The sequence below is a fragment of the Caldanaerobacter subterraneus subsp. tengcongensis MB4 genome, assembly GCF_000007085.1.
Lineage (GTDB): Bacteria > Bacillota > Thermoanaerobacteria > Thermoanaerobacterales > Thermoanaerobacteraceae > Thermoanaerobacter > Thermoanaerobacter subterraneus.
In genome coordinates this window covers 357639-382624 of record NC_003869.1, presented here as the reverse complement: position 1 = coordinate 382624, position 24986 = coordinate 357639, and the positions used below count along the sequence as shown (strand labels likewise).

18 protein-coding genes and 1 pseudogene are annotated in these 24986 nt (G+C 37.7%); 2 read left to right on the top strand and 17 right to left on the bottom strand.

Going from position 1 to position 24986, the window contains the following annotated elements:
• Nucleotides 1-13: 13 nt before the first annotated feature.
• From TTE_RS14120 to TTE_RS01670, 10 genes and pseudogenes are all read right to left on the bottom strand, one after another.
• Nucleotides 14-1489 (bottom strand): glycoside hydrolase family 2 TIM barrel-domain containing protein, encoded by a 1476-nt coding sequence (locus tag TTE_RS14120; RefSeq protein ID WP_226990152.1) that lies wholly within the window; start codon nt 1487-1489, stop codon nt 14-16.
• Nucleotides 1490-1536: 47 nt separating this feature from the next.
• Complete coding sequence (locus tag TTE_RS14115) at nt 1537-2367, bottom strand: glycosyl hydrolase 2 galactose-binding domain-containing protein (protein ID WP_226990151.1); 831 nt, start codon at nt 2365-2367, stop codon at nt 1537-1539.
• A gap of 14 nt (nt 2368-2381) precedes the next feature.
• Nucleotides 2382-3319 (bottom strand): annotated as a pseudogene (locus TTE_RS01705) (ABC transporter ATP-binding protein).
• Nucleotides 3316-4278, bottom strand: a complete 963-nt coding sequence (locus TTE_RS01700; protein WP_011024805.1) for an ABC transporter ATP-binding protein — start codon at nt 4276-4278, stop codon at nt 3316-3318. The pseudogene TTE_RS01705 and the gene TTE_RS01700 overlap by 4 nt, the downstream one beginning before the upstream one ends.
• On the bottom strand, nt 4275-5117 hold the full coding sequence (locus TTE_RS01695) for an ABC transporter permease (protein WP_011024804.1): 843 nt from the start codon (nt 5115-5117) through the stop codon (nt 4275-4277). The genes TTE_RS01700 and TTE_RS01695 overlap by 4 nt, the downstream gene beginning before the upstream one ends.
• Complete coding sequence (locus tag TTE_RS01690) at nt 5114-6106, bottom strand: ABC transporter permease (protein ID WP_011024803.1); 993 nt, start codon at nt 6104-6106, stop codon at nt 5114-5116. Before TTE_RS01690 ends, TTE_RS01695 begins: the two co-directional genes overlap by 4 nt.
• Nucleotides 6107-6123: 17 nt before the next feature.
• Nucleotides 6124-7875, bottom strand: coding sequence for an ABC transporter substrate-binding protein (locus TTE_RS01685; RefSeq protein WP_011024802.1), 1752 nt, complete (start codon nt 7873-7875; stop codon nt 6124-6126).
• Between the two features lie 184 nt (nt 7876-8059).
• Nucleotides 8060-9142 (bottom strand): LacI family DNA-binding transcriptional regulator, encoded by a 1083-nt coding sequence (locus tag TTE_RS01680; protein ID WP_031314172.1) that lies wholly within the window; start codon nt 9140-9142, stop codon nt 8060-8062.
• 212 nt (nt 9143-9354) lie between these two features.
• Nucleotides 9355-10062, bottom strand: a complete 708-nt coding sequence (locus tag TTE_RS01675) for a hypothetical protein (protein WP_011024800.1) — start codon at nt 10060-10062, stop codon at nt 9355-9357.
• A gap of 540 nt (nt 10063-10602) precedes the next feature.
• Nucleotides 10603-11886: an IS110 family transposase gene (locus TTE_RS01670; RefSeq protein WP_011024548.1), complete on the bottom strand. Its 1284-nt coding sequence runs from the start codon at nt 11884-11886 to the stop codon at nt 10603-10605.
• A 324-nt stretch (nt 11887-12210) separates the two neighbouring features.
• Here TTE_RS01670 and TTE_RS01665 point away from each other — a divergent pair, with 324 nt between their 5' ends.
• Both TTE_RS01665 and TTE_RS01660 read left to right on the top strand, forming a co-directional pair.
• Nucleotides 12211-12456 carry a 4Fe-4S dicluster domain-containing protein gene (locus TTE_RS01665; RefSeq protein WP_011024799.1) on the top strand — a complete coding sequence of 82 codons (246 nt, stop codon included), beginning with the start codon at nt 12211-12213 and terminating at the stop codon, nt 12454-12456.
• Between the two features lie 12 nt (nt 12457-12468).
• Nucleotides 12469-13263, top strand: coding sequence for a DUF169 domain-containing protein (locus TTE_RS01660; RefSeq protein WP_009610044.1), 795 nt, complete (start codon nt 12469-12471; stop codon nt 13261-13263).
• A 26-nt stretch (nt 13264-13289) separates the two neighbouring features.
• Here TTE_RS01660 and dusB read toward each other — a convergent pair whose 3' ends face one another.
• From dusB to TTE_RS01625, 7 genes are all read right to left on the bottom strand, one after another.
• On the bottom strand, nt 13290-14258 hold the full coding sequence (gene dusB, locus TTE_RS01655) for a tRNA dihydrouridine synthase DusB (protein ID WP_011024798.1): 969 nt from the start codon (nt 14256-14258) through the stop codon (nt 13290-13292).
• A 95-nt stretch (nt 14259-14353) separates the two neighbouring features.
• Complete coding sequence (locus TTE_RS01650; protein ID WP_011024797.1) at nt 14354-18043, bottom strand: 5'-nucleotidase C-terminal domain-containing protein; 3690 nt, start codon at nt 18041-18043, stop codon at nt 14354-14356.
• A gap of 311 nt (nt 18044-18354) precedes the next feature.
• Nucleotides 18355-19515: a mannitol-1-phosphate 5-dehydrogenase gene (locus TTE_RS01645; RefSeq protein WP_011024796.1), complete on the bottom strand. Its 1161-nt coding sequence runs from the start codon at nt 19513-19515 to the stop codon at nt 18355-18357.
• Nucleotide 19516: 1 nt separating this feature from the next.
• On the bottom strand, nt 19517-19957 hold the full coding sequence (locus TTE_RS01640; RefSeq protein WP_011024795.1) for a PTS sugar transporter subunit IIA: 441 nt from the start codon (nt 19955-19957) through the stop codon (nt 19517-19519).
• Nucleotides 19958-19968: 11 nt separating this feature from the next.
• Complete coding sequence (locus tag TTE_RS01635) at nt 19969-22002, bottom strand: BglG family transcription antiterminator (RefSeq protein ID WP_050724067.1); 2034 nt, start codon at nt 22000-22002, stop codon at nt 19969-19971.
• A gap of 3 nt (nt 22003-22005) precedes the next feature.
• Nucleotides 22006-23439, bottom strand: coding sequence for a PTS mannitol transporter subunit IICB (locus tag TTE_RS01630; RefSeq protein WP_011024793.1), 1434 nt, complete (start codon nt 23437-23439; stop codon nt 22006-22008).
• Nucleotides 23440-23581: 142 nt separating this feature from the next.
• Nucleotides 23582-24976, bottom strand: a complete 1395-nt coding sequence (locus TTE_RS01625) for a glycoside hydrolase family 1 protein (protein ID WP_011024792.1) — start codon at nt 24974-24976, stop codon at nt 23582-23584.
• Nucleotides 24977-24986 lie beyond the last annotated feature (10 nt).

The following is a 24986-nucleotide window of genomic DNA, read 5'->3' as shown; positions in this document are numbered from 1 at the left end:
TCTCCCTTATTTTTTATTCATTACAGGAATGCTCCGTTTCTATAAATACTCCAAAAGCAGGAACATCTGTTCTTAAAATTATTTTATTCTCCCTTACTTCATAATCGATTTTTGGCTTTGCTAAATCCAGATCTCTGAATTTGCCAAATACTTTATAATTCTCATAAACCGTATCATCAGTGATTATTTCTACATACACAACGCTATTCAATAACTCCCCGTTCTTCTCCACCGGCAGCGTACACCCTGGGATCGCTATAGGCATTTCTTTTACTCTATATCCAATATTCAAATCTTCAAAACTGTAATGGGCTATTTTTGTAACATCATTTGCTATTAATCTAGCTTTTAGCTTTTTTTCTGCAAGTTCTTCGCCATTTAATTTGAAAACTTTTACAACAACTTCTACTTCTTTCTCGTATGGCAAATCACTTATTCCATAAACTGTTACACCATTAACTTCCTCTTCTACATAAGGTAGAATTTCTGCATAAAATCTTTTGGAATAATAGTACAAAGCCTTTTTTCTCTTGTAATAATCGACTGCAGACCAGCTGGCTACAGGCCAGCAATCATCAAACTGCCAGTAAAGAGCACCTGCTGTTTTAAATTTTCTTAACCTCCAGTGTTCCACTCCTGTCTTTATAGCCTCTGCTTGATTAAACTGGGTCAAATAGACAAAGCTCTTAAGGTCTTTGGGAAATCCCAACCGGCCTACCATAAACCTTACCAGTCTTTCCATTCCCTCGACCATTTTGTTGTGAGAAATCATGACTGGGCTCAATATTTTCCTCTCTTCTGGCGCCGTATAAGATAAAACCGTCCTCCAATCAGGCATCGCCTGAAAACCAAATTCACTTATGAACCTGCCCCTGTCTTTTCTATATTCTTCATAGTCCACCCATCCGCTCCATACATTCCACTGATGCCTATCCCCTTCTGCTTCGCTATTCGGGTCTTCTCCTCCATAAGGGCTCGATACCCAATAAGGCCTTGATGGGTCCAGCTTTGCGCATACTTTAGGCAGTATCTCCTTGTAAATGTAATTGCCCAGGTATTTTGGATCCCCCTTATTCCACCAGGAATGAAATCCCCAATTATTCTCGTTATTCCCGCACCAAAGCACAATAGAGGGATGATTTCTAAGGCTTAATATCACTTTCTCAGCCTCTTCTTCTGCTAATTTCTGGAACCATTCAAACTGGTCGGGATACTCTGCGCAGGCGTACATGAAGTCCTGCCACACCATTATTCCCATCTCATCGCAGGCTTCGTAAAATGCCTCGTCTTCGTATATCCCTCCTCCCCATATTCTCAGCATGTTCATATTTGCTTCTTTTGCAAGCCTTATATATTCGTAATAATCTTTTCTGCTAAGCCTTGGCAATAAATTATCAGCTGGTATCCAGTTGGCTCCCTTTGCAAAGACTCTTACACCGTTTATTTCAAAAATGAAGCTTTCCCCTTCTTCATCTTTTTCCCTTATCAATCTAATCGTTCTTATCCCACTTCTAAAACTTTTTTCATCTAATATTTCTAAAGCCTTATTTTTATTTCATAAAGATGCTGGTCCCCTAAACCATTGGGATACCATAATTTAGGATTGTCTACTTTTATCCTCAGGTCTATTCTGTCCTTTTCAACTTTAGTTCTTGTTTTGATAATAGATATATCTTTTTCAATAAGCTCTACTTCCGCCTCAAAATCACCACGTACATATCTTTCAATATCTGCGCTTATTACAACATAAGCCTTATCATCTTCAATTTTTTCCGTATAAAAGTATGGATTCTTAATTTCTGCGTGTTTTACTAATCTTATATATACACCTCTCCAAAGACCCACCTGTACAATTCTTGGTCCCCAGTCCCATCCAAATGAATACTGGGCTTTCCTCACATAAGGCCTTCCACTGTCTCCCGACCATTCTAGTTTGACAGGACTTACCTTTTCCATCAACTTTACAGTTTTTGTTATAGATTTGAAGTAAACCTCTAAAATATTTATCCCTTCTCTTATTACGCCCTTTATGTCAAATTCATAAGGTATGAACATGTTTTGCGTTTTACCGAGATACACGCCGTTTAAGTATACATCTGCAAAAGTATCCACTCCTTCAAACACCAACTTCACTGCGTCATATTCATTTAAATGCTCTGTGCTTAATGTAAATTCTTTTTTGTAAACCCATTCTTTGTCTTCTAACTTGTGAAACTCTATTTCATTCATTCTATAATAAGGGTCTTGCAATTTTCCTAACTTTATCAAATCCAGCTGAACACACCCTGGAACTTGCCCTTCATACCATACATCCGTTCCAATCTCCTTAAAATGCCACTTCCCATTCAGTGAAATTCTCTTCTCCATAAAAATCACCTTTTTTACATTTTTACACAAGCTACATAATGGTCTTCTTCCACTAACTTAAGCTTCGGCCTTACGCAATTTAAATCTGCCAACGGACATCTATCTATATACTTGCATAACCCTTCTTTCCAGGCTGCACGAGACTTATCAAAATCCTCAACGCTTATCCTGTCTTCTTCCCATTTTCTATCTAATTGCGGTATAGAATCTAAAAGCATTCTAGTATAAGGATGCATTGGATTGGAAAACACTTTTTCTATAGACCCTGATTCTACAACAGAGCCCTTGTACAAAACTACTATCTTATCGCTTATATAATAAGCCTGTGAAAGGTCGTGGGTAATAAAGAGTATAGAAGCGCCTATCTCCTTCAAGCTCAGCAAAGCCTCCAATACATCTACTCGGGTTGAAGCATCCAACATACTTGTAATTTCATCGGCAATCAGTACATCGACATCCATGAGCAAGGCCCTTGCTATTAACAACCTCTGGAGCTGTCCTCCGCTTAATTGGTGAATGTATTTATTTAAAACATCTCCTACATTAAGCCCCACCTTTTTTAATACCTCTTCTACTCTCCCTTCCCATTCAGAGGAAGAAACTTCTTTTTTAAATGACTGCTTTATTAGCTTAAAAATTCTGTCTACTTTGAATATGGGGTTAAAGGAAGAGTAGGGGTCTTGAAAAATGCCCTGTACTTTTGAATAAAACTCTTTATTGTTCTTTATTTTATAGATGTCCTTATCGTTTAGAAGGATTTGACCGCCACTGGGTTTTAATAGCTTTAACATCATCTTGCCAATTGTAGATTTACCACTTCCACTCTCTCCTACCAAAGCTAAAATTTCGCTTTTTTTATTTCAAAATCTACTCCATCTACTGCCACTATTGTGTTTTTAGAAAATATCCCTCCTGAAGTAAATACCTTTGTGAGATTTTCTACCCTAATCATCTTCCCTTCACCTTCCAACAAGCAACGTATCTCCCTGGTTCAACTTCCACAAGTGGCGGTTCATTTAAACACTCGTCACTGGCAAAAGGACACCTATCTTTAAATCTGCAACCTTCCGGTGGGTTTATAAGATTAGGGGGATGACCAGGAATTCCCTCTAACTTTTGATGTGTATGTCTAATCCCCGCATTTGGCAAAGATTTAATTAAAGCCTTTGTATACGGATGGAGAGGATTTTTCATTATCTCTTCCGTAGGACCAATCTCCACTACTTTACCTGCGTACATTATAGCTATCCTGTCCGCTATTTGATACAAAACCGCTATGTCGTGAGTAATAAAAACTATAGAATTTACAATCTTTTCATCCCTAAATTCTTTAAACATGAGAGAAACTGCTTTCTGTGAAGAAACATCCAGCGCAGAAGTGACTTCATCTGCTATCAAAAGGTCTGGATTTAACAAAGTAGATATTACTAAAACTAACCTTTGCTTCATTCCACCTGATAGCTCAAAAGGGTACATATTAAGTATATCTTTAGATAATTTAACCATTCTAAGCCTTTCATGTAGCCTTCCTTCTATCTCCTCGTATTTTACCCTATGCTGACCAACCAAATCCTTTATTATTCCCCCTATTTTACGAGTTGGATTTAAAGCATCCATAGCATACTGGGGTATAAGAGAAATTTTTTTATAGCGATATTTTCTCATCTCAACAGTATTGTCAATCGGTAATCTCTCGCCATTTAGTCTAACCTCACCAGAGACGTATTTCATTGGTGGCTTTAAAAGGATCAAGGAATTCCCCAGGGTCGACTTGCCACATCCTGATTCGCCAGCTATCCCCAGTATTTCTCTGTCATTTATCGTAAAAGTCACGTCGTCTAATGCTTTAGCGTCTCCGCGCAAAGTTTTATAATATATTTTCAAACCCTTTATCTCTACCAAATTGGTCACTCCTCCCTAAGCCTTGGATTGAATATCTCATCAAGGCCTATATTGAGAAAGTACAGCGAACTTACTATCATCGTTATTGCCAACCCCGGAGGAATAAACCACCACCATATTCCCAATTGAATTGCATTCCACAGCACGGAGTACTGGAGCATCAATCCAAGAGAAATCCCTCTTGTAGGTCCCAAACCTATAAAATCCAATCCCACTGCTGCAAGTATCGCACCTGCAAATTGGAGAATAAATACCATCACTACATAGGACATCATATTTGGTGCTATTTCTTCTAAAACTATTTTTAAAGGTGGTAAAGCCGTTATCTTCGCCAGATTCACGAATTCCCTTGACTTCAAAGAAAGAGTTTGAGCTCGCACAGCCCTTGCAGTCCAAGGCCAAGCCGTCAAACCTATTATCACACTTTGAATTCCTATCCCTCTGTAAGGGAGATAAGCAGCAATTATTATAAGAAGAGCTAAAGTTGGAATCACTATCAAGATATTTGTAAGCATCATCAAAATCTCATCTATCCAGCCGCCTCTATACCCTGCTATAAAACCGATTAAAAGCCCTATTATAGTAGCTAATCCTCCTCCAAACAGCCCAATAAAAAATGTGGACCTTAACCCATATACAAACTGAGTAAAAACATCTTGACCAAAGGTGGTCGTCCCCAGCCAGTTATCTTTATTAGGAAGCAAATTGCTCATACTCACATATTCAAGAGGATCTTTATAGTGAGAAAGGTAGGGACCAATTGTAGCCAATATCAAGAAAAAAAGCAGTATACTAAGGCCTATTTTAAATTTCGTATTTTTAAATGCAAAATACATAAACTCTTTCATACATTTTCTCCTCCAAGTCCTAGTCTGATCCTTGGATCAACTATCATATAAAGTATGTCTACCAGAAAGTTAGCAAGTAATACCCCAATGATTATGAATAAAAACACTCCTTGGACCAAAAAATAATCCTGGTTTAATATTCCTTGCAACAATATATATCCCATTCCTGGATAAGCAAAAACTACCTCTGTCGCTATGGAACCTGCGACAATTGTACCCAATTGAAGAGCCAAACCAGTAATCTGTGGAAGTATAGCATTTTTAAAAGCGTATCGCCTTATAAGCCCTTCGGATGCACCTAGAGCTTCTAAATACCTTGAATAATTCGCTTCAAGCTCATATATTATCAAGTTTCTCATGCCTATTGCCCAACCGCCAATTTGCACAATAAATAAAGACAAGAAAGGTAATATCCAGTGCTTTAAGAAGTCTGCTACAAACTGCCACGACCAATTAGGTCTCATGCTAAAACTGTAAGCACCTGCAATTGGAAAAATCCCTAATAGGACGCCAAAAGCCCACGCTAAAAGTATTCCAAGCCACATATATGGAATTGAAGTGATAATATAAAATACAGGTAACATACTGGAATCAAGGCTCCTGTGCCTTGCTGCTGCAGCCCCTATATAGTTCCCCACTATCCAGCTCAAAAGAATAGAGGGCAGCAAAACTACAAGTGTATAAGGTATGGCCTGAGCGATAACTGATAAAACAGGTTTAGGATATAGATATATGCTTATACCCAAATCACCTTTAAATATAGCCATCCAGAAATTCAGATACTGCTTCCACAAAGGCAAATCCAATCCAAAAGCTTTAATCAAATATCCATACATTACTTTTGCCGACTCTGGTAACCCCGAAAATCTTGATACTAATACAAGAATGGGGTCCCCAGGCATAAACCTGGGGATCAGCCAGTCGATTGTCACTGCAAAAAAGAAAGTCAAAATGTAGATGTACAATTTCTTAATCAAATACCGTAACATCTATATACCCCCATTTATTATTGCGAAGCTTTCGGTTTTATTTTCATCATCATCATTGTACCGCCTGTCTGCCATCTGCCTCCCCAAGTTACTGGGTAAGCATATGGGTCATGTTCTGTTGGCCAATTTTCCCATGCTGCATTTGATGCCTGGAACCAGAGACCATTGTACCAAAGCGGTATGGCCGGTATGTTCTTTAAGAATACTTCTTCCAATTTTGAAGCAGCCTTTTTAGCTTCATCTGTTCCAGGTTTTGCTTCATTTAAAGCTGCCACCATATCCTGCAACCCTTCTACATCAAAGCGCCCAAAGTTACCATTGTATTGAGCATCTCCTGTTATAGGATTGAAGAGCCAGTTGTAAAGCGTCCATGGTGTTGAGGTTACTTGGCTTCCGAAGTTGTTGAAAGATAAATCAAATGTCCCTTTAGTTAAATCTTCCCAATATTTGCTATAATCAGGGAATTTTGCTTCTGCATCAATTCCTACAGCCTTTAACTGGTCTGCAACAATCTTAGCTGCTTCCATCCAGTCAGTCCAACCATACGGAACGCTAATTTCTAATTTAAACTTCTTGCCATCTGGAGTTGTCCTCACTCCATCGTTACCCAATTTAAATCCTGCAGCATCCAAAATCGCTTTTGCTTTATTAGGATCATAGCTAAATCCATACTGTGAAACTACGTTCTTATCATAATATTCTTCCCAAGACTTAGCAGGCACAAAACCTAGAGGATTTGAAGGTTCAACCTGATTTTCGTACACCTTTTCAGCTATTACTTTTGGATTTATAGCATAAGCCATGGCGCGTCTTAGTTCTACATTGCTAAGAGGTTCTTTAGTCACATTGATAAACATAAACACTGTATTATCAGGAATCATGTATGGTGGATTGTCATAGAAAGTCGTTATTCCATAATTAGCTTTTAACGTCGGTATACCAGGGAGGAAGAAATTACTTACATCCAGTTCTCCTTTCATCAACATTCCGAGAGCTACGTTATTACTTGGAACAATTAAGTACACTATTCTCTTAGGTTGTGGAGTAAGTCCCAGAGCTTTTATACCCCACCAGTTATCATTTCTCTTATATACCATGCGGTCATTGCTGTAAGTATCAAATAAGTAAGGTCCTGAACCAATTGCCTTTTCATTAGCACCATTCAGCAAATCATCTTTAGATTTATTCTGCCAAATATGTTTTGGTATAATAGGAATTTGATATAAGTTATATTGCCATTCGTGATAATGGGAAGTTGAAAATTTAAATACCACAGTCTTATTATCAGGAGTATCTACAGATTGCAACCATTGCCACATTGGGCTATAATAGATTTCAGGGTGTTCTTTTGCTATTTCAAAAGTGAATTTTACATCCTCTGAAGTCAAAGGCTGACCATCTGACCAAGTAAGTCCATCTCTTAATGTTACTTGATAAGTATTATCAGAGGTCCATTCACCTTTTTCGGCTAACCATGGAATGAATTCGTTTTTAAGCGGGTCATAATTAAACAAAGTTTCGTAAATCAATCCTACTGTACCTGTTACTGCATTCCATGGTGTAAGCGGATTCCAGTTGCTCGGTGGTGCCCACAATCCGCCTCCAGCATAAAGAGTTTCATTTCTCTGATAGGTAGTTTCTTGGGCAGGTTGCTGGGCTGTTTCACTTTGCTGGGTTTTATCAGCTGCTTCCTGGCTCTTTTGTCCACAGCCTGCCAGTGCACCCGTCACCAACATTAAAACCAATAATACACTTAAGAGCCTTCGCACCTCACAATCCCCCTTTTGAAATAGTTTTCAAAGTCTATAAATTTTTTAAATATACCTTTTCTTTTTATCACCCCTTTCTCAATTTTTAGATTAAAAAGGCTTTAAGCCTTTTTATACCATATATTATACAAAAATCCAATAAACACGTGTTTACAAAAGAGTATAGAAACAAAAATGTTGACCTTCATCTTGATAAAAGATATTCTTTCTTTTCATTTTCTTCTTTTATCTCAATTCTTTTACAAGATTCTCTTTCTACCAGTTTTACAGGTACTACAAATTTAGCTTTAATTGCTATCTCTTCCTCGACTGACCTAATAAGATTTTCTACTGCTAACTCTGCCATTTGCAATAAAGAAACGCTCATCGTCGTTAAAGCAGGTTTCAAATAGCGAGATATAGTAATATCATCAAAACCAATTATAGAAACATCATCTGGAATTTTGTATCCCATCTCTTCTAAAGCCTGCATAGCTCCTATAGCCATCTGATCATTTGAAGCAAAAATCGCCGTGGGTTTTGCTTTTTTGAATAATTTATATGCAGCCTTATAACCGCTTTCTTCAACAAAATCCCCTTTTACTACCAGACTACTTTTAAATGGAATTCCCGCTTCTTTCAATGCTTTCTTGTATCCTTCTAATCTTGCAAAACCAGAGAGCTTTTCCATATCACCTGTTATATGGGCAATTTCCCTGTGACCCAGACTTATCAAGTACTTTGTAGCTTCATAGGCTCCAGTCACATTATCCATGTTGACTATGATACTTTTATTGAATGGGTCATTCTCATCATCTCTTATTTCCTGGTCAATCACTGCCGTCTTAAGCCCTGCCTCAATAAGATTTTTTATTTCGGGGTCATCATTTTTTACACCAATAAAAATTGCTCCATTGATAGTCTTATTGTAAAAGACTTCCCTCACTTTTTTATAATCTTTCGGTTTATAAACAGTAATGACAAGAACATTATATCCTAGCTGATTTGCAAAATCGATAACCGCAGTTGTAAAAGGTCCAAAGTAAACATTGTCATAAACCTTATGAATATCACTATTCCTCTTCAAATCTACAATCACAAGGCCAATCGTCTTAGAGCTTTTTCCTCTCAACATGCGAGCTGAAGCATGAGGAACATAGTTATATTCCTTAATAGCTTTTAACACTTTTTCCTTAGTTTCAGGCGAAACATTGGGATAATTATTTATGACTCTTGACACAGTACTGCGAGACACACCGGCAATCCTAGCAATGTCTTTGCTATTAATCATAACAATTCTCCTCTATTTCTATATTGTTTGTTATAGATTATAGAGTAACTTTTCGCATTTTTCAACAAAAACTCTTAAAATAAATTTCATGAACACGTGTTTACGAGATAATTATATATTACCCCTTACCTAAAAGTCAATATGGTTTTTGTATTTTCATGTATTTTCAAATTGTCAGACATCTTATAACTTGCAAGGGGATAAGAATTTTATCCCCTTGCGTACTCAAACACCTCTGTATATTCGCTCATGAAAATATCTATAGGGAGCACCCAGTAACCTCCATTGTAGTCTATGTCTATCCCTGCAATTTCATAATATCCTCTCCATGGAACCAAAGAACAGTACCAGGATGTAGGGTTGTTTTTATGGGCGCTCCAGTAATACCTTTCTCCTACGTGTTTTGAAAGTTCTTCAACTATTTCAATCCTCTGTTTGAAAGTTGTCCCTGGAACAAAAAGCCCCCATGCTTCTCCAAAATTTTCGTAATAAAACTGAATAGATTCGTATATTACTCCTTTGTCAGGTTCTGCAGTGAGCAAACACTCATCATCAATACTTCCATGATATCTTCTGCTGTCAAATATAGCAGCATGCCTTATAGCTCCCTGTATGTGAAAGCCCAGACTTGTCGCAAGTACTATATCTCCAATAGTGAATTTTTCAAAAGAAAGCCTGTTTGTGTAAACCTTCTTCTTATTAGACTTTCCAGGAATTCTTAATCCAAATACCTCTTCATAGTCTATTTCTTTCATAAGTTCATACAAACTCATCTTATAGCTTTTTTCTTGCCATTCTTCATCATAAGGTTTAGAAATCATTATTAGGTTTCCAATTTTTAAAAAACGGTGATAAAACTTTTCTTTTGGTATAATGCTTCTTCTTTTGATTTCTTCTTTATACTGAAATTCTAACAAATCGATCCCTTTGTATTTCCTAACCTCCTCCCTCTATTATCTTTTATTTTCTCTTAATATCTTAGTTTTTCTTTAATTTTCTCATCACAACAAGAGCATCTCATGGCTTATATTACCATTTCTTACTTATCTAACCATTAAATGGGTAAGCTTAATAAACCTCATATCCTATTTCCATATTATGGCGGGATAGCTCCACTTATCTCATGGGGTTTACCCTCCCATGTCTCACTGGATCTTAGTCCTTAATTCCTTCGTTCTACCTGCCATGAGGTGGATGTCATTTCTGCTCCATTGCAGGGTCTTTGCCCGTATGGTGATTATTTTTATGACAATTCCCGCTCTTGTTGTCAATATCCCATCTCTTGATTGGTTGTTTTTGTCTTATTCCTTCTTTTACCTTTTATGTCACATCGTTCACACTTTCGCTTTTCATAAAAATCAATTTCTTCTTAAGGGTCAGCTCTTTAGATGTGACTAAGTTAAAGCTGAAGAGAAGATGATTAACCCTTAATTGATTTGATAGTATGTTGGCACTTTTTATGCAGCTTCCTGTAAGCCTGGCCTCTTTATGTCCTTCATCATCTTGATTGGGTCATATTTTACTCCTTTCTTTAATATGACATAAAATATCCTTATCAGTTTGTTGCACAATACTATTAGTGATTGCTTCTTTTTTAGCGGGTTTTGCGCTCTGGTGGTGTAATATTTGTGTAGTTCACGAAATTCTTCGTTTTTTGCGACCAAGGCCATTACTGCATTAAATAGCACACTCCTCAATCGCTTCCTCCCTCTTTTACTTATTGTCGTTTCTCCTTTATGCTTACCAGAGCTATTTTCTATTAGGTTTAATCCCCCTAGTTTTTGTATCTGTTTTGGATGTTCATATTTTTCAATATCTCCTACTTCTGCAATAAAACCTGCTACTGTGTTTACTCCTATCCCTTTGATTTCTAGTAGTTCTTTAACCCCTGGTATCTCAACTATTAATTCTTCCATCTTCTTCTCTATTTCTTCAATTTGTTTTTTTAAAAATTCGTATTGTTCAATGAGAGTCTTTATCTCGTATTCCGCCATCTTTATGCCCTGCTTCTTCCCTATGCTCTCCTTAGCAGTTTCTATCAGCTTTATAGCCCTTTTTTCTCCTACCCCTCTTTGTACTTCTTTCTTCCATATCGATATTATTTCTTCAGCACTCTTTTTTGCTATCTTCTCAGGCGTTGGAAATTCTCTTAATGTGATAAGTGCTGCTTTCCCTTCCCAGTCTGAAAATACGGTGTTAAACTCTGGAAAGTATATGTCCAACCATCTTGTTATTTGATTTTTTGTCATCCCTATTTGTTTGTTCAACCTGTCTTTTATGCCCATCGCTACCCTTAATTCTGCATATACTCCTTCAGGTATTATCGGCTCTACATATCTCCCGTCTTTTACTAGCATTGCTATTGTTTTTGGGTCTTTCTTATCGCTTTTTGTGGGAGAATTGTCATCTAATTCTTTGCTCATCTTTACATGAAATGGATTAACCAATACTACCTTTATGTTATTGTCTTTAAGGTATTGGGCAAAACACAGCCAATATTGCCCTGTCGGTTCTATCCCTACTATTAGTTTGTTTTTCTTATGTCTCTCCATCAAGTCTTTTGCCCAGTTAAGAAATTTTGTCATACCTTCTCTATTGTTTTCAAATCTCAGGTATTTCCCATATTCTACTCCTCTGTAGTCAAATGCTCTGGCATAATGGCTTTCTTTTGCTATGTCTACTCCCGCAATTAATGTGTCTCCCGTTACTTGCAAAATCTTTTCATTTTGTTTATACTTCATTTTAGGTACCTCCTGTTTATTTTGATAATTCGAGGTAAGTTCTTAAACTTACACTCTGTATTTTATCAGGAGGTACTTATTTTTTCAAAGTCCATTCTCCCTTATTTTTTATTCATTACAGGAATGCTCCATTTATACATCATCTCCTTTTGTAATAACATAATGTGCCCTACTTTCCCGTATGTGCCTGTCCTAAGTTTTTACAAAAAATTATTAGCTTTGACCTATGGATAATATAAAAATAACTGATGCATTTTAAATTGCATTATATGTAAAAAAGGTTTAAAATTAGGGTGTAAGCCCTAAAAAATTTGAGGTGATAGAATGACTGATGTCAATATTTTTAAGCCAGGAGCTGAGATAACAATAGACGACAAAAAGTGCATAGGTTGTAGAAGATGTGTAGAAGTATGCCCTGAAGATGTATATGAACTTGTAAAGAGGGAAGGAGAAACGAATCCGAACAGAGAATACAAATCTATAGCCTTATATCCTGAAAAGTGCATACTATGCCTTTCTTGTTTGGAAATCTGCCCGACTAATGCCATATATATTTTTGGCAAACAATAGGAGGTTGTTAAAATGGCCGGTCCACTTTTAGAAGAGCAACTCATAAAGCCAAAACATGACTGGAAAGACTTAACTTCAAAAATAGTAAAAAAATTAAAGCTAAAATATGAACCTGTAGGTGTATTTTTGGTACCATCTGTTCACAAAGAAAGGTATGAGAAGTTTTTTGAAGATATCCCAAGGCCCAATGGCAGATTAACTTACTGCCAGGCGGTTGAAACAGTAAGAGGTTCAACAAATTACTCTGGATTACCTGAACCGCCTGATGCTTTAAGGCTTAAGGCAGAAGATTTTATGTGCGCTGCAGGAGCTGCAAATCTTGGACTATACGATTTGCCTGAACCTATTAAAAACGGGGAAAGAGATTTTTTGCTAAGAAGATTTTATTCGCTGGAAACCTCAAGAGTGACAAGGGAGAAAATCCCCAAACTGGAACCTGGGAACGTGTCTGAGGTTATTGTATTCAAACTTTCAAAGGCTCCTGTAGAACCTCAGGTAGTGCTGGTTTTCGGAGTACCAGCACAAATACTCGCTTTAGAAGGGCATTATCTGATGAAAAAAGGCGGGAGGCTTAATATAGACTTACTTGGAACCTGTGGAGTATGTTCTGAAATGACAGTATCCCCTCTTGTGAATAGAAAAATGAACTTCTCCCTTCTCTGTGGCGGTGCAAGAGCCCATGCCTTTCACGACCCAACAGAAATGGGAGCAGGTATACCCGCTGAAGAATTCCCTGACTTGGTAGAAAACCTTCTAAATAGGCAAAACATCCCAATGAGACAGACGTTGCCTGAAAATTTAAGATAAAAATCCTGCTCTCGCAGGATTTTTTATTACCCTTTTTCGTAAATTTTAGGAATACCTTCTAAAAATTCTTTTATTTCTTTATAACTTTCCATTTTAAATACTGCTTCTCTCATTCGTGCACTGCCTGGAAGGCCTTTTAAATACCAAGCGATGTGCTTTCTCATTTCTACCACACCTGTTCTTTCACCTTTATACTCAACCATCATAGTAAGATGCCTTATCATAAGGTCTACTTTTTCCTTTATTGTAGGTTCAGGCAAAAGTTCACCCGTTTTAAGATAATGGACAGTCCTTTTAAATATCCACGGATTGCCCTGGGCTCCTCTCCCAATCATTACGGCATCGCAACCTGTTTCATCAAGCATTCTTTTTGCATCTTCTGGCGTAAATATATCTCCATTGCCTATTACAGGTATCTTTACGCTTTCCTTGACTTTTTTAATTATCTCCCAGTCAGCTTTTCCTGAATAAAACTGTTCTCTTGTCCTCCCGTGTACCGCTACAGCTTTAATGCCTACTCTCTCAGCAATTTGTGCAATCTCTACTGCATTTACATTATTATCATTCCATCCTTTTCTTATTTTTACAGTTACTGGTTTATATGAAGCCTTTACCACCGCCTCCATCACTTTTTCAGCCAAATCCGGTTTTAACATTAAAGCTGCTCCATCTCCATTTTTTACTATCTTTGGAGTAGGGCATCCCATGTTTATATCAATGATTAACGCTTTGCTTTCATTCAACCTTCTTGCAATCTCTCCCATAATCTCGGGGTCAGAGCCAAATATCTGAATGGCTACTTTTTCCCCATCGTCAATATCCAAAAGTGCCTTTGTATTTTCACTCCCATAGTAAAGCCCTTTAGCGCTTACCATTTCAGTATAAGTAAGTCCTGCACCCATTTCCTGACATATCAATCTGAACGGCTTATCTGTAACTCCTGCCATAGGTGATAAAAATACGTTATTTTCTAAAACTACATCCCCTATTTTCAACAGAGCTTCAACCCCTTTAACGAATGTTTCCTTCATATATTCTATCATATTTTGATACAAAAATAATAAGGGAGTGGAAAGCCACTCCCTTCACTTTACTTTGTATATTTCGCATATACGTATCCAAATCCACCATTATAGAGCACTTGATACCATCCGTTATATTCTCCAACTACTTTGAGCTCTGTTCCGTATGGTACTGCTCCAATCTTTCTCGCATTGAGAGAATTGTTTACTCTTACATTTAGTCCACTCTTAGCAGTGACTTTAACAGCTTTTAGCACAACAACATTTGACGGATTCGGAGTTGCAGCAACATACTTGCTGTAAATATATCCTGTCTTTCCATTGTAGTCAATCTTATACCAGCCATTTACTTCTTCAAGCAGTGTAACAACTTTACCTGCAGGAAGCACTCCTATTACCTTATATCTAAGCCCTGCGCCTTCTCTCACATTAAGTGCTGATGCTGTGACAATTCCGTAATTGTAAACTGGCTGAGAAGCTGTCTGTTGTTCTGTCTGCTGTGATGGCTGAGTTGTACCCTGGCTTACTTCTACTTCTTCCTGTACTGGCGTCGTTGAGATGTACCAATCGCTCTCAACCACAGGGCTTATCGTGCCGTGCTCCTGTATATACCTTATCATCAAATTTCTTACCTGGCCGTCATCTCCATAGGCCTTTGCTGAATCAAACACAATCTCTGGATTTGTTATTCCAGCAGCCTGCATGAATCCACCGCCACCGTTGAACCTGTAGTTATTTATTGCGACAGTGAATACATCATCATCTTTTACAAGTTTGCCATTTACTTTGAGGTTTTTGATTCTGTGTCCTGCCGGCTGTGTCAAATCTATCACATAGCTTGCACCGTACAGCTGGTCGAGGTTGTAATCAGGTATATTGAGTGTCGGATCTTTTGTTATTGGATCATTTGGTGAAGACACTTGTTTGTAATACCTTGCTGACCACTCCAACCAAGCCTTTAACTGCTTTCCAGTCATCTTTATTCCATAGAGGTAGTTCTCATAAACATACACGCCCATTATATCCTGTATAGTGATGTCACCTTTTAATATCTTAGCTGAGCTACTCAAAGGTGCGGCAATTGAAAGGTCTGTCTTTGCATAGTATTTCTGCACTTTGTTTATAAGGTCCATTATTGCTGTAGGCTTTATTGTCTGGTCTGTGCCCAAGAAATCGCCTGTTGCAACCCCAATCTTTGTGCCAATGTATTTTAATGTAGCATCGTGATATGGCTGTGCCAAGTTTAATATCTCAGGGTCTGCCTGTATTGAATCGTCCATCTTTATTGTAGTGCTCCATTTGTCTGCAATTACCCATTTGCCCTGATCGTTCTTTGTGATATCAAAGTATATCTGTGATACATATTCACCCCACTTGCCAGGCTCTGTAACTATTACAGTCTGTCCTGATGGATTCTTGTAGTCATGCTGCGGTATATTAACATGAGTATGCCCTGCAACTATTGCATCTATTCCATCGACATTCGTTGCCACTGCAATTACCTGGTTTTCTGGTATGATGTCTGTTGGTTTTTCTTCACCAGAGTGCATTGTGACCACTACAATATCTGCCCCTGCTTCTCTTAATTTTGGCACCCATTTCTTAGCTTCATCTACAAGGTCATTGAAGTGAAGTCCTGCGTAATTTTCTTTGTTCTCCCAAGCAGGTATCATCTTAGTTGTTAGTCCCAGGATACCTACTTTGACAGGTCCTTGAGGCGTATTAAATGTTTTGATGTAATAAGCGTCTACATAATTTGTTCCATCATCTTTGTAGGTATTAGCTGAAAGAACGTGTATTCCTTCGTTTCTCATATCCTTTATTACTCTGTTTAATACTTCAAGTCCATAGTTAAACTCGTGGTTTCCTAATGTCCAAGTATCATACTTCATTGCGCCCATCACTTTTGCAAGTGGATACTCTGTCTTCGTGTCTATCTTGTCATAGTAGTAAGATAATGGTGTACCCTGGATTGTATCTCCATTGTCAACAAGCACTACATAAGGATACTTTTCTCTCACCTGTTTTACATAAGTTGAAACTTTTGCCAATCCTCTGTTGGCAGGTTTAGCCGTGTTGTAATCCCATGGGAATATATTGCCGTGTATATCAGATGTAGCAAGAACTGTGATTAATGTACCCTCTTTTGTAGCAGGAGCAATTCTTCCGTCTATTACTGAAGTTATTGTCCCCTGCTCTTTTACTGCTTCAATGAAAGCGTCTCTCACAAGTTTGTAAGTGTCAACAAAGCTCTTCTTCACTTCAGGGTCAGTAAATCCTGTAAATCCGTCTCCACCTGTGCCCATGAAATTGTTTGTAGCAACAAGGTAGGACTTATTCATGTCTATAGGTGTACCGTCAGATTTTCTCATGTCAAATACTCTGTGCATTGAAGGCCTGGTTGGGTCGTATTTGAAGGAAAGTCCTGCAACCTGTATACCCTTTCCTCCGTCTTGAACTGCCTGTTCAAGAATTGTCTTAATCTGAGCACCTGTCATCTTCATCGTAACTATTGTGTTATCAAAAGGCATTAACTGATACATCATTCCAACGGTTATATCGCCTTTTGGAATGTCAATTCTGAGTCCTCCATTGTTGGCAAATCCAAAATCTGCATTGACTGCCTTCCTTGTCACTTCAGCTGCCCAGTTACCAAGCAATGAATCCCCATAGGGTTTAGCACTCTGAGTTCTTGTCAAATCTATTGCCGCTTTGCCTATAACTTCATTAAATATAGGTCCTACGTCTTCATTGGCTTTATCAACTATTGCCTGTACCTCTGGGTCAATATACTTAGGGTCGATATTTGGTGTGGAATAAATCTTAGTAAGGTCAATATACTGCATGTCACCAGCTGTGATAGTTCCATCTTCATTAATTGTAATCTTCAGGTCAATAATTCCCTTCCCGTAATTTGCAGCAACTCCAACTGGTATTCCGTTAACCCTTGTAGTAACTATAGTATGAGTATGTCCGCCAAATATAGCATCTACACCTTTTACCTGTTTTGCAAAGTCTATGAGGTTGCCACTTACATTGCCAGAGCTATCTTGATATGCACCCATATGTGCTAGAACTACCACAATCTTTACGCCCTGCTGTCTCAGCTGCTGTGCGAGGTCATTTACAATTGGCACAGGGTCTTTAAAATCTACATTTTGTATAAAAGCTGGCATTATTATAGTGGGGAATTCCTTGTTGTCTACAATACCTATTATTCCAATCTTTACTCCATCTCTTTCAATAACAACATATGGTTTTACATAGCTCACTGGCTTGCCTGTGGTCTTGTCATACACGTTTGCAGCAAGAACTGGAATTGTGGAATTCTTCAAAGTAGCATTCTGCGTGTCAATTACTGACTCAATACCCCAGTCATACTCATGGTTGCCAAGAGCCATTGCGTCAAATCCGATGTTTTTCATCATCTCAATGACTGGCTTGCCCCTTAGCACATTAGAAAGTGGCGTTCCTTGGAACATATCCCCGCCGGACAAAATCACTGTTCTGTCGGGGTTTTGTGCTTTTATGTCCTTGATCTGTTTTGCCATTACAGCTGCTATCTGCTGCTTGTACAAAGTGCCATCAGATGCCTTACCATCATTTTGTAGGTAACCGTGGAAGTCTGTTACTTCAATGAAATCGAAGGTCTTGGAGGTTGCAGCAAATGCGATTTGTGGCACTGACGGGAAAATGAGGCTAAAAATCAATAGAGCTGCAACCAGAATGGAAAACAAGCGAGACCTTTGACTAAACATTTACATCCTCCTTTTACCTTTAGAATTGGATTTAGAAAGGGTAAAACCCCACAGCAATTTTAAGTATAACAGAGGAGTGTTAAATTGAAGTTAAACTAGTATTAATTTTGTGTAAATTAAATCATACATCAGATGTCAGACAAGCTTTGATTTAATTATATAAAACACTTCTTTTGCCTTTCAATTTTGATATAGCGCAATTTTGCAAGAACTTTTTGGCCTTTGCTCTTATTTTCTCCCAATTTTATACGTTTTCTCTCTCTTGTAAACATTTTTAAGGGCATTTTGTGCCTTATCACAAAACGCCCTTTTTATATTAATTTTCCTTTTAGCTCAAAGTACCTTTTCTCTATCTCTTCTACTAAATCACTTTCCTCTTCAAGTCCTGTAATAACATTTACAGCCTTTTTTATGCCAAATTGTTCTACATATTCTCTCATTTTAACGGCCTGTGCATCTTCTTTGTAGTCAAATAAAAGCCCAGCAGCAATTCCATAGAGGATAAAGTTTGGCGTAATTCCAACTTCACTGCAAAGCTTTAAAGGTGCAATTAATCTATCTTCTGATGAAAGCTTTCTCAAAGGTTCCCTTCCAACTCTTGTAACCTCATCTTGTAAATATGGATTTTCAAACCTCTTAATCACTTTTTCTGCATAGGCCATAAGAGATTCTTTATCTACATCATATTTTTTAGAAAGAGCAGTAGATATTTCTTCCTGCATTCCTTTCACTATAGCCCTTATATTGTCATCTTTTATCGCTTGATGAATATACGTATAACCTCTTAAATAGCCCAAATAGGCTGTTGTAGCGTGGGCTCCATTTAGCAAAAATAATTTCCTCTCTATATAAGGTTTTAAATCATCTACTAATTCTACCCCTTCTATTTGGAGGTTCCCTTTAATTTTATTTTTCTCAATATCCCACTCAAAAAACTCTTCTACTGCCACATCCACAGGAAGTTTTTTATCAATTTTAACTGCTGGAACAATCCTATCAACTGCTGTATTGGGAAAACCAACTTTTAAATTGAGGTAAGTAATAAAATCATCGTCCTCTTCTTTTACTACCCTTTCTCTTAAAACGTCAGTAGCAAAAAGCGCATTTTCGCAAGCCATTATGTCAAGAGGTTTTTCATTTTTTTCTTTTCTTGCCTTTAAGTATTTCTTTAATCTTCCACCAATGGAAGAAAGGTTTGAAACACCTACAGAAGTTGTAACCATATCCGCCTCTAAAAAAGCATCAAGCACTTTATCCTCTTCCTCTAGATGCAAAGCCTTGACCTCTTTTACTTCCTCTTTTTCCACAGGCTCTTTTAAAATAATGACATTGTACTTTTTGTACTTATTAATATTATCCACAATTTCTTTCGAAATATCTACAAAGGTAACTTCATATCCGGATTTATTAAGTAAATATCCAATAAATCCTCTCCCTATATTGCCTGCTCCAAAGTGAAGCGCCTTCAGCATTTTACTCATCACCTTTCTCCAGGATTTCTATTATCTCCTGTGGAGTCTTTGCTTTTTTGAGCTTTTCTACATTCTCTTCGTACTGGCATGTCAAAGCTATCTTTGAAAGAATGTTAAGATGCTCATCTCCTTTACCTGCAATTCCTATCACAATATAGGCCCTGTTGCCATCTCCAAAATCCACCCCATCGGGATACTGAGCTATGACTATCCCCGATTTTTTGATGTATTTGACATATTCAGAAACCCCATGAGGTATAGCTACCCCATTTCCTATATAAGTCGTTATGTCTTCTTCTCTTTTCTTCATACCTTCGATATACTCTTTTTCAACATAGCCGTTTTCAACAAGGAGATTCCCTACCCTTTCAATAGCCTCTATTTTAGACTCTGAAGGAAGGTTTAAAAGTATGTTCTTTTCATTGAGTATTTCTCTGTCCATGACTTCGCCTCCTATGCCTCATTTAATATTTTCACCAAAGCATTTCTTACATCTTTTACATCCCCAAGCCTTAAAATCTCACTAAAATTTTTGTCCTCAATCAAAGAAATGCTCACCTTTCCTAACATCTCTAGTATATCACTTTTTTCTGTCTTACGCGCCAGCATAATCAAAAAAGTATCCACTTCTTCGTAGGCAAACCCTACGCTTTGAAGTTTCAAAGGGCTTTTCACCTTGTAAACTCCAAGAAAAGGAAGTACCATTTTATCACTTCGAGTGTGCAAAAGAGCAATTCGAGTACCAGGTATAACCACATTGCCCATTGCTTCCCTCTTAAGGAGAAGCTCTTTTATTTCTTCAGCATCTTCAGCAAGCATGGATTTTGACAGGTCTTGCCCAATTAGCTCTATCAGTCTTTCTGTGCTATCAGCTTCTACTTCTTCTATTTTAAAATTTCTCAATATTTCATCTGCTACTTCAAAATTCTCTTCTACCTTTACTTTAGCCTCAAACTGCCCACCTTTTTGTTCCACTTTTTCGACAAGATTTTGTATATAATCTCTTATCTTCTCTTCATCTTCTTCTGTCAAAAAAGGAGATACAATTATTACTTTTGAATCTGCCTCTTCCAATCTTATAGTAGAAACTATCAAATCGTATTCCTGATGCTTCCTCTTGAATTCCCAAATAGTTCCTATATTTAACTGGTCAATCTCTTTAAACTTGTTTTTCAATTTAGCAGAAAGTATTCGGGCAGTTCCAATTCCATTAGGGCAAATCACCAGAACTTTAAGCTTCTTGGCCATTTCCTTTTGCCTTTCAATAGCCGCTCCTATGTGCATTGTAATGTATCCGATCTCTTCTTCTGGTACTATGATGTTGTACTTTGAAAAAACTATTTTACAGGCTCTTTCCACCGCACTGAACAAATCTTTATAATAGCTTTTAATCTCCTCTATCAAAGGATTTGAAGTAACAAGACCCATCCTCAACCTGTAAAAAGCTGGTTCTAGATGCTGTGCTAACCCTAAAAGAAGTTGCTCATCGCAGCGTATATTTACATTGAAAATCCTTGAGACTTCCTCTACGACCTCTTTTGACAGCTCCTCCAGAGTAATGCCCAATTCTTCAAACCTATGCTGTTTGTACACATACTTTTTTGGGCTCAAGTGAATAGCTAAATATGCTATTTCTGACTCTGGCAGGTAGAAATCTTCCTCTTCAAGGATTTTTTCAACTTTCTTCATAAAATTGAACTCTTCTGACTGTAATATATCATTTATAAATTCTCTATCAAGTTCAATGGCCTTTCCTTCTTTGCTTCTGTAGATTGAAAGAAGTATATGAACAAACATGCCAAAATAATTTAAATCAGGCAGTTCTTCGTATACGGCTTCTTTAATTTTTTCGCACAGACTTTTTACTTTCTCTACCAAATCCTTGCCAAACACTGAATCAAAAAAGGCTTTGAAGTATTTGCCTTTTTCTTCATCGTAAATAAATTGCAGCAGGTCTTCCATTGGCGTATAATTGTAAAATAGCTCTATAATGGCATTTCTTCTATCAACTTCACTGCCCTCTACTTTTATCCCATATCCTCTTCTTCTTATAAGCGTGAGCTTTCTCATCCTAAGCCACTCTTCAATTTTATCGAGGTAAAGGCTTATTGTGCCTTCAACCACATTAAACTGATAGCTGAAATAGCCAGCTTTAATGGGTTCATCAGAAAGAAGAAGCTGAAGAGTCATCAAAACCTGCCTTTGGTCAGGTGTTAAAAGCCATTGGAGAGGAATGGCGCCCAAAGAACTGTAAACCCTCTTGAGCGCCTCTTCCTCTCCTTCTATGAATATCTTTCTCCCCTGTTCTACAATTTTTACATTAAAATCCCTTAAGCGTTCGTTTATTAATGCCACTTCTCTTAAAACCGTTCTTTCACTGACATCCATAAGATTGGCAAGGTCAGCTATTTCAAATGGTCCCTTTTCTATTAAATTTTTAAGGATAAACTTCTGCCTTACACTCAAATCTTCCATGGCTTTCACCATCAGCTATTTTCTAAGGCTTTTTACAAATTCGTCATACACGGTATTGTCAAGGAAATTCTTCACTGTCACAATCTTAGCATGGGGCACAACCTGGGCTGCTCTTTCTGCCAGATTCTCCTGTGTGAATACTACATCCGCTTCTTTTGGTATCTGATTTACAGCTGAGTGCTTCACCTGTATGTCAAAACCGGCTTCTTTGAGCTTCTTTCTCAAGATAGTTTCTCCCATAGCTGAAGAACCCATACCTGCATCGCAGGCAAAAACTATGAGTTTGGGAAGTGTATCCATTTTCACTTCTGCTTTTGGCATTTCAACTTTTTCGCCCTTGCTCTGGGCCTTGAGACCACTTACTATTGAACGTGCAAAGCTCATGCTTTCAGCTGACATGCTCTCTTCGCTTGCCCTCTTTACAATAGGTGAAGCTATCAAGAAGGAAACCAGAGCTCCTACTGCTATACCTGCAAGTACAGGAAGTAATCCGCCTTTTGGAGCCATAGCTATTTCTGCAAATATGCTGCCAGGTGAAGGAGTTGCCACAAGTCCTGCTTTTGTGAGAACAAATGTTGCATCTGCAGCCATTCCGCCGCCTATGACAGCGAGAAGCAATGCAGGGTTCATTAAAACATACGGGAAGTATATTTCATGTATTCCACCAAAGAACTGGATTATTATGGCGCCAGGAGCTGACTGTTTTGCGTCTCCCTTTCCAAAGAGCCAGTATGCCAAAAGCACTCCCAAACCTGGGCCTGGGTTTGTTTCAAGAAGGAAGAATATAGACTTTCCAAATTCTTTTACCTGGGCTACTCCAAGAGGAGCCAATATACCATGGTTTATGGCATTATTCAGGAAGAGAACCTTTCCGGGTTCAATAAACAATGCTATCAAAGGAAGTAATCCTTTGTCCGTAACCCACTGAGCTGCAGCTCCAAGTCCAAGTGAGATAGCGTTCATAACAGGCTCTACAAATAAAAATGCTAAAATTGCCAAAATTCCTCCTAAAATTCCTGCTGAGAAGTTGTTCACAAGCATTTCAAATCCGGCTGGTACTTTGCCTTCCACCGCTTCGTCAAATTTTTTGATTACATAACCACCCAGTGGTCCCATTATCATAGCACCGATGAACATTGGAACAGAAGAACCTATAGCTACACCAGCCGTGGCAACGGCTCCAACAACTCCACCTCTTACATCATATACAAGTTTACCGCCTGTATAACCTATCAATATAGGCAAGAGGTACATTATCATGGGACCGACCAACTTAGCTAAGTGTTCATTCGGAACCCATCCTGTCGGTATAAAGAATGCAGTGATAAGTCCCCATGCTATAAATGCGCCAATATTAGGTATTACCATTCCTGCCAAGAAGCCACCCAGTCTCTGTAATTTTACTCTTAGGCTTCCACCTTTTGTAGTAATCGCATTCACATTTTGCATACCTTTTCCCTCCTTCTTTCAAAAACTTCTTTAACTATATTGTAATCCCCCTTCTTTTTTTATGCAATTAAAAGAAACTCAGTCTTGTCATTCGTTTTCTATGACAAAATTGAAAAAAGAAAAAACCCCGGGAAAACCGGGGTTAATCGACAAAGCCATTATTTTCTGCCACTTCTTTAAACCAATAACCACTCTTTTTTATTGTACGCTTTTGCGTTTTTAAATCTATCGCTACGAGCCCATAACGGTTTTTATACGCATTAAGCCACGACCAATTGTCCATAAATGTCCATACATGATATCCTTTGACATTGCATCCCTCTTCAATTGCTTTATGAACCCATTTTAAATGCTCTTTTATAAATTCAATCCTATAGTCGTCTTGAATAATACCATCTTTTATAAAGCGTTCTTCCCCTTCCACTCCCATTCCATTTTCTGAAATAAAACACTCTATGTTTCCATATTCATCTTTTATTCTTTTCAGAAGATCATATATCCCTTTTTCGTAGATTTCCCATCCTCTATAAGGATTCATTCTCCTACCTGGCATAATATACTCATCATAAAACCAATTGGGTGTAAATACACCATATGGATTTGGCATATTCTCTTTAGCTTTAACTCTAAGCGGCTGATAATAATTTACTCCTAAATATTGTACAGTATTATCTTTTATTAATTCTAAATCTTCTTCCTTATATTCCGGCAAATGATTGTAAGCTTTTAAAACTTCTACTAATTCTTTAGGATACTCCCCTTTAACGGAAGGGTCAAGAAAACTTCTATTATGAAACAAATCCGCAAGCTCCGCTGCTTTTAAATCTGCCGGATGATTACTTCTTGGATAAACAGGACTCAAGTTTAAAACAATACCTATTTTAGCATCATTTATTTTTAGTTTTTTAAATTCCTCTATTGCCCTCGCACTTGCTAATACTGTGCCATAACCGAATTGCACTGCTCTTTTAAAATCCACTATATCTGGATAATGGAAATTATATAAATACCCACCTAATACGGGAACTATCGGTTCATTAAATGTTATCCATCTTTTTACTCTATCACCAAACAACTCAAAACATGTCTTAGCATATTCAGCAAAATATTCTACTACTTTTCTATTCTCAAAACCTCCAATATTTTGCATTTCTATAGGCATGTCAAAGTGAAAAAGGGTAGCAAAAGGTTCGATACCATTTTCCAAGAGCTCATTAATAACATTGTTGTAAAATTCTACTGCTTTTTCGTTAACTTTACCTGTGCCACCAGGAATTAGACGAGACCATGAAATAGAAAATCTAAATGAATTGTGCCCCAACTCTTTCATAAGTTTTATATCTTCTTTATATCTATGATAAAAATCAGATGTTACTTGAGACCCTATTCCATTAAAAAAGCGATTAGGTTCTTTCTGATACCAATAATCCCATACATTCATCCCTTTACCGTCTTCATCTGCAGCCCCTTCAATTTGCACTGCTGATGTTGCCGAACCCCACCAAAAACCTTCTGGAAATCTGTATTCTTTAGACATAGGAATTTCA

Excerpts from the sequence above, each read along its gene's own strand:
- TTE_RS14115 (WP_226990151.1), bottom strand. The coding sequence starts at position 2,367 with ATGGAGAAGAGAATTTCACTGAATGGGAAGTGGCATTTTAAGGAGATT.
- TTE_RS01695 (WP_011024804.1), bottom strand. The coding sequence starts at position 5,117 with ATGAAAGAGTTTATGTATTTTGCATTTAAAAATACGAAATTTAAAATA.
- TTE_RS01690 (WP_011024803.1), bottom strand. The coding sequence starts at position 6,106 with ATGTTACGGTATTTGATTAAGAAATTGTACATCTACATTTTGACTTTC.
- TTE_RS01670 (WP_011024548.1), bottom strand. The coding sequence starts at position 11,886 with ATGAAGTATAAACAAAATGAAAAGATTTTGCAAGTAACGGGAGACACA.
- TTE_RS01665 (WP_011024799.1), top strand. The coding sequence starts at position 12,211 with ATGACTGATGTCAATATTTTTAAGCCAGGAGCTGAGATAACAATAGAC.
- TTE_RS01660 (WP_009610044.1), top strand. The coding sequence starts at position 12,469 with ATGGCCGGTCCACTTTTAGAAGAGCAACTCATAAAGCCAAAACATGAC.
- TTE_RS01650 (WP_011024797.1), bottom strand. The coding sequence starts at position 18,043 with ATGTTTAGTCAAAGGTCTCGCTTGTTTTCCATTCTGGTTGCAGCTCTA.
- TTE_RS01645 (WP_011024796.1), bottom strand. The coding sequence starts at position 19,515 with ATGCTGAAGGCGCTTCACTTTGGAGCAGGCAATATAGGGAGAGGATTT.
- TTE_RS01640 (WP_011024795.1), bottom strand. The coding sequence starts at position 19,957 with ATGGACAGAGAAATACTCAATGAAAAGAACATACTTTTAAACCTTCCT.
- TTE_RS01635 (WP_050724067.1), bottom strand. The coding sequence starts at position 22,002 with ATGGTGAAAGCCATGGAAGATTTGAGTGTAAGGCAGAAGTTTATCCTT.
- TTE_RS01630 (WP_011024793.1), bottom strand. The coding sequence starts at position 23,439 with ATGCAAAATGTGAATGCGATTACTACAAAAGGTGGAAGCCTAAGAGTA.
- TTE_RS01625 (WP_011024792.1), bottom strand. The coding sequence starts at position 24,976 with ATGTCTAAAGAATACAGATTTCCAGAAGGTTTTTGGTGGGGTTCGGCA.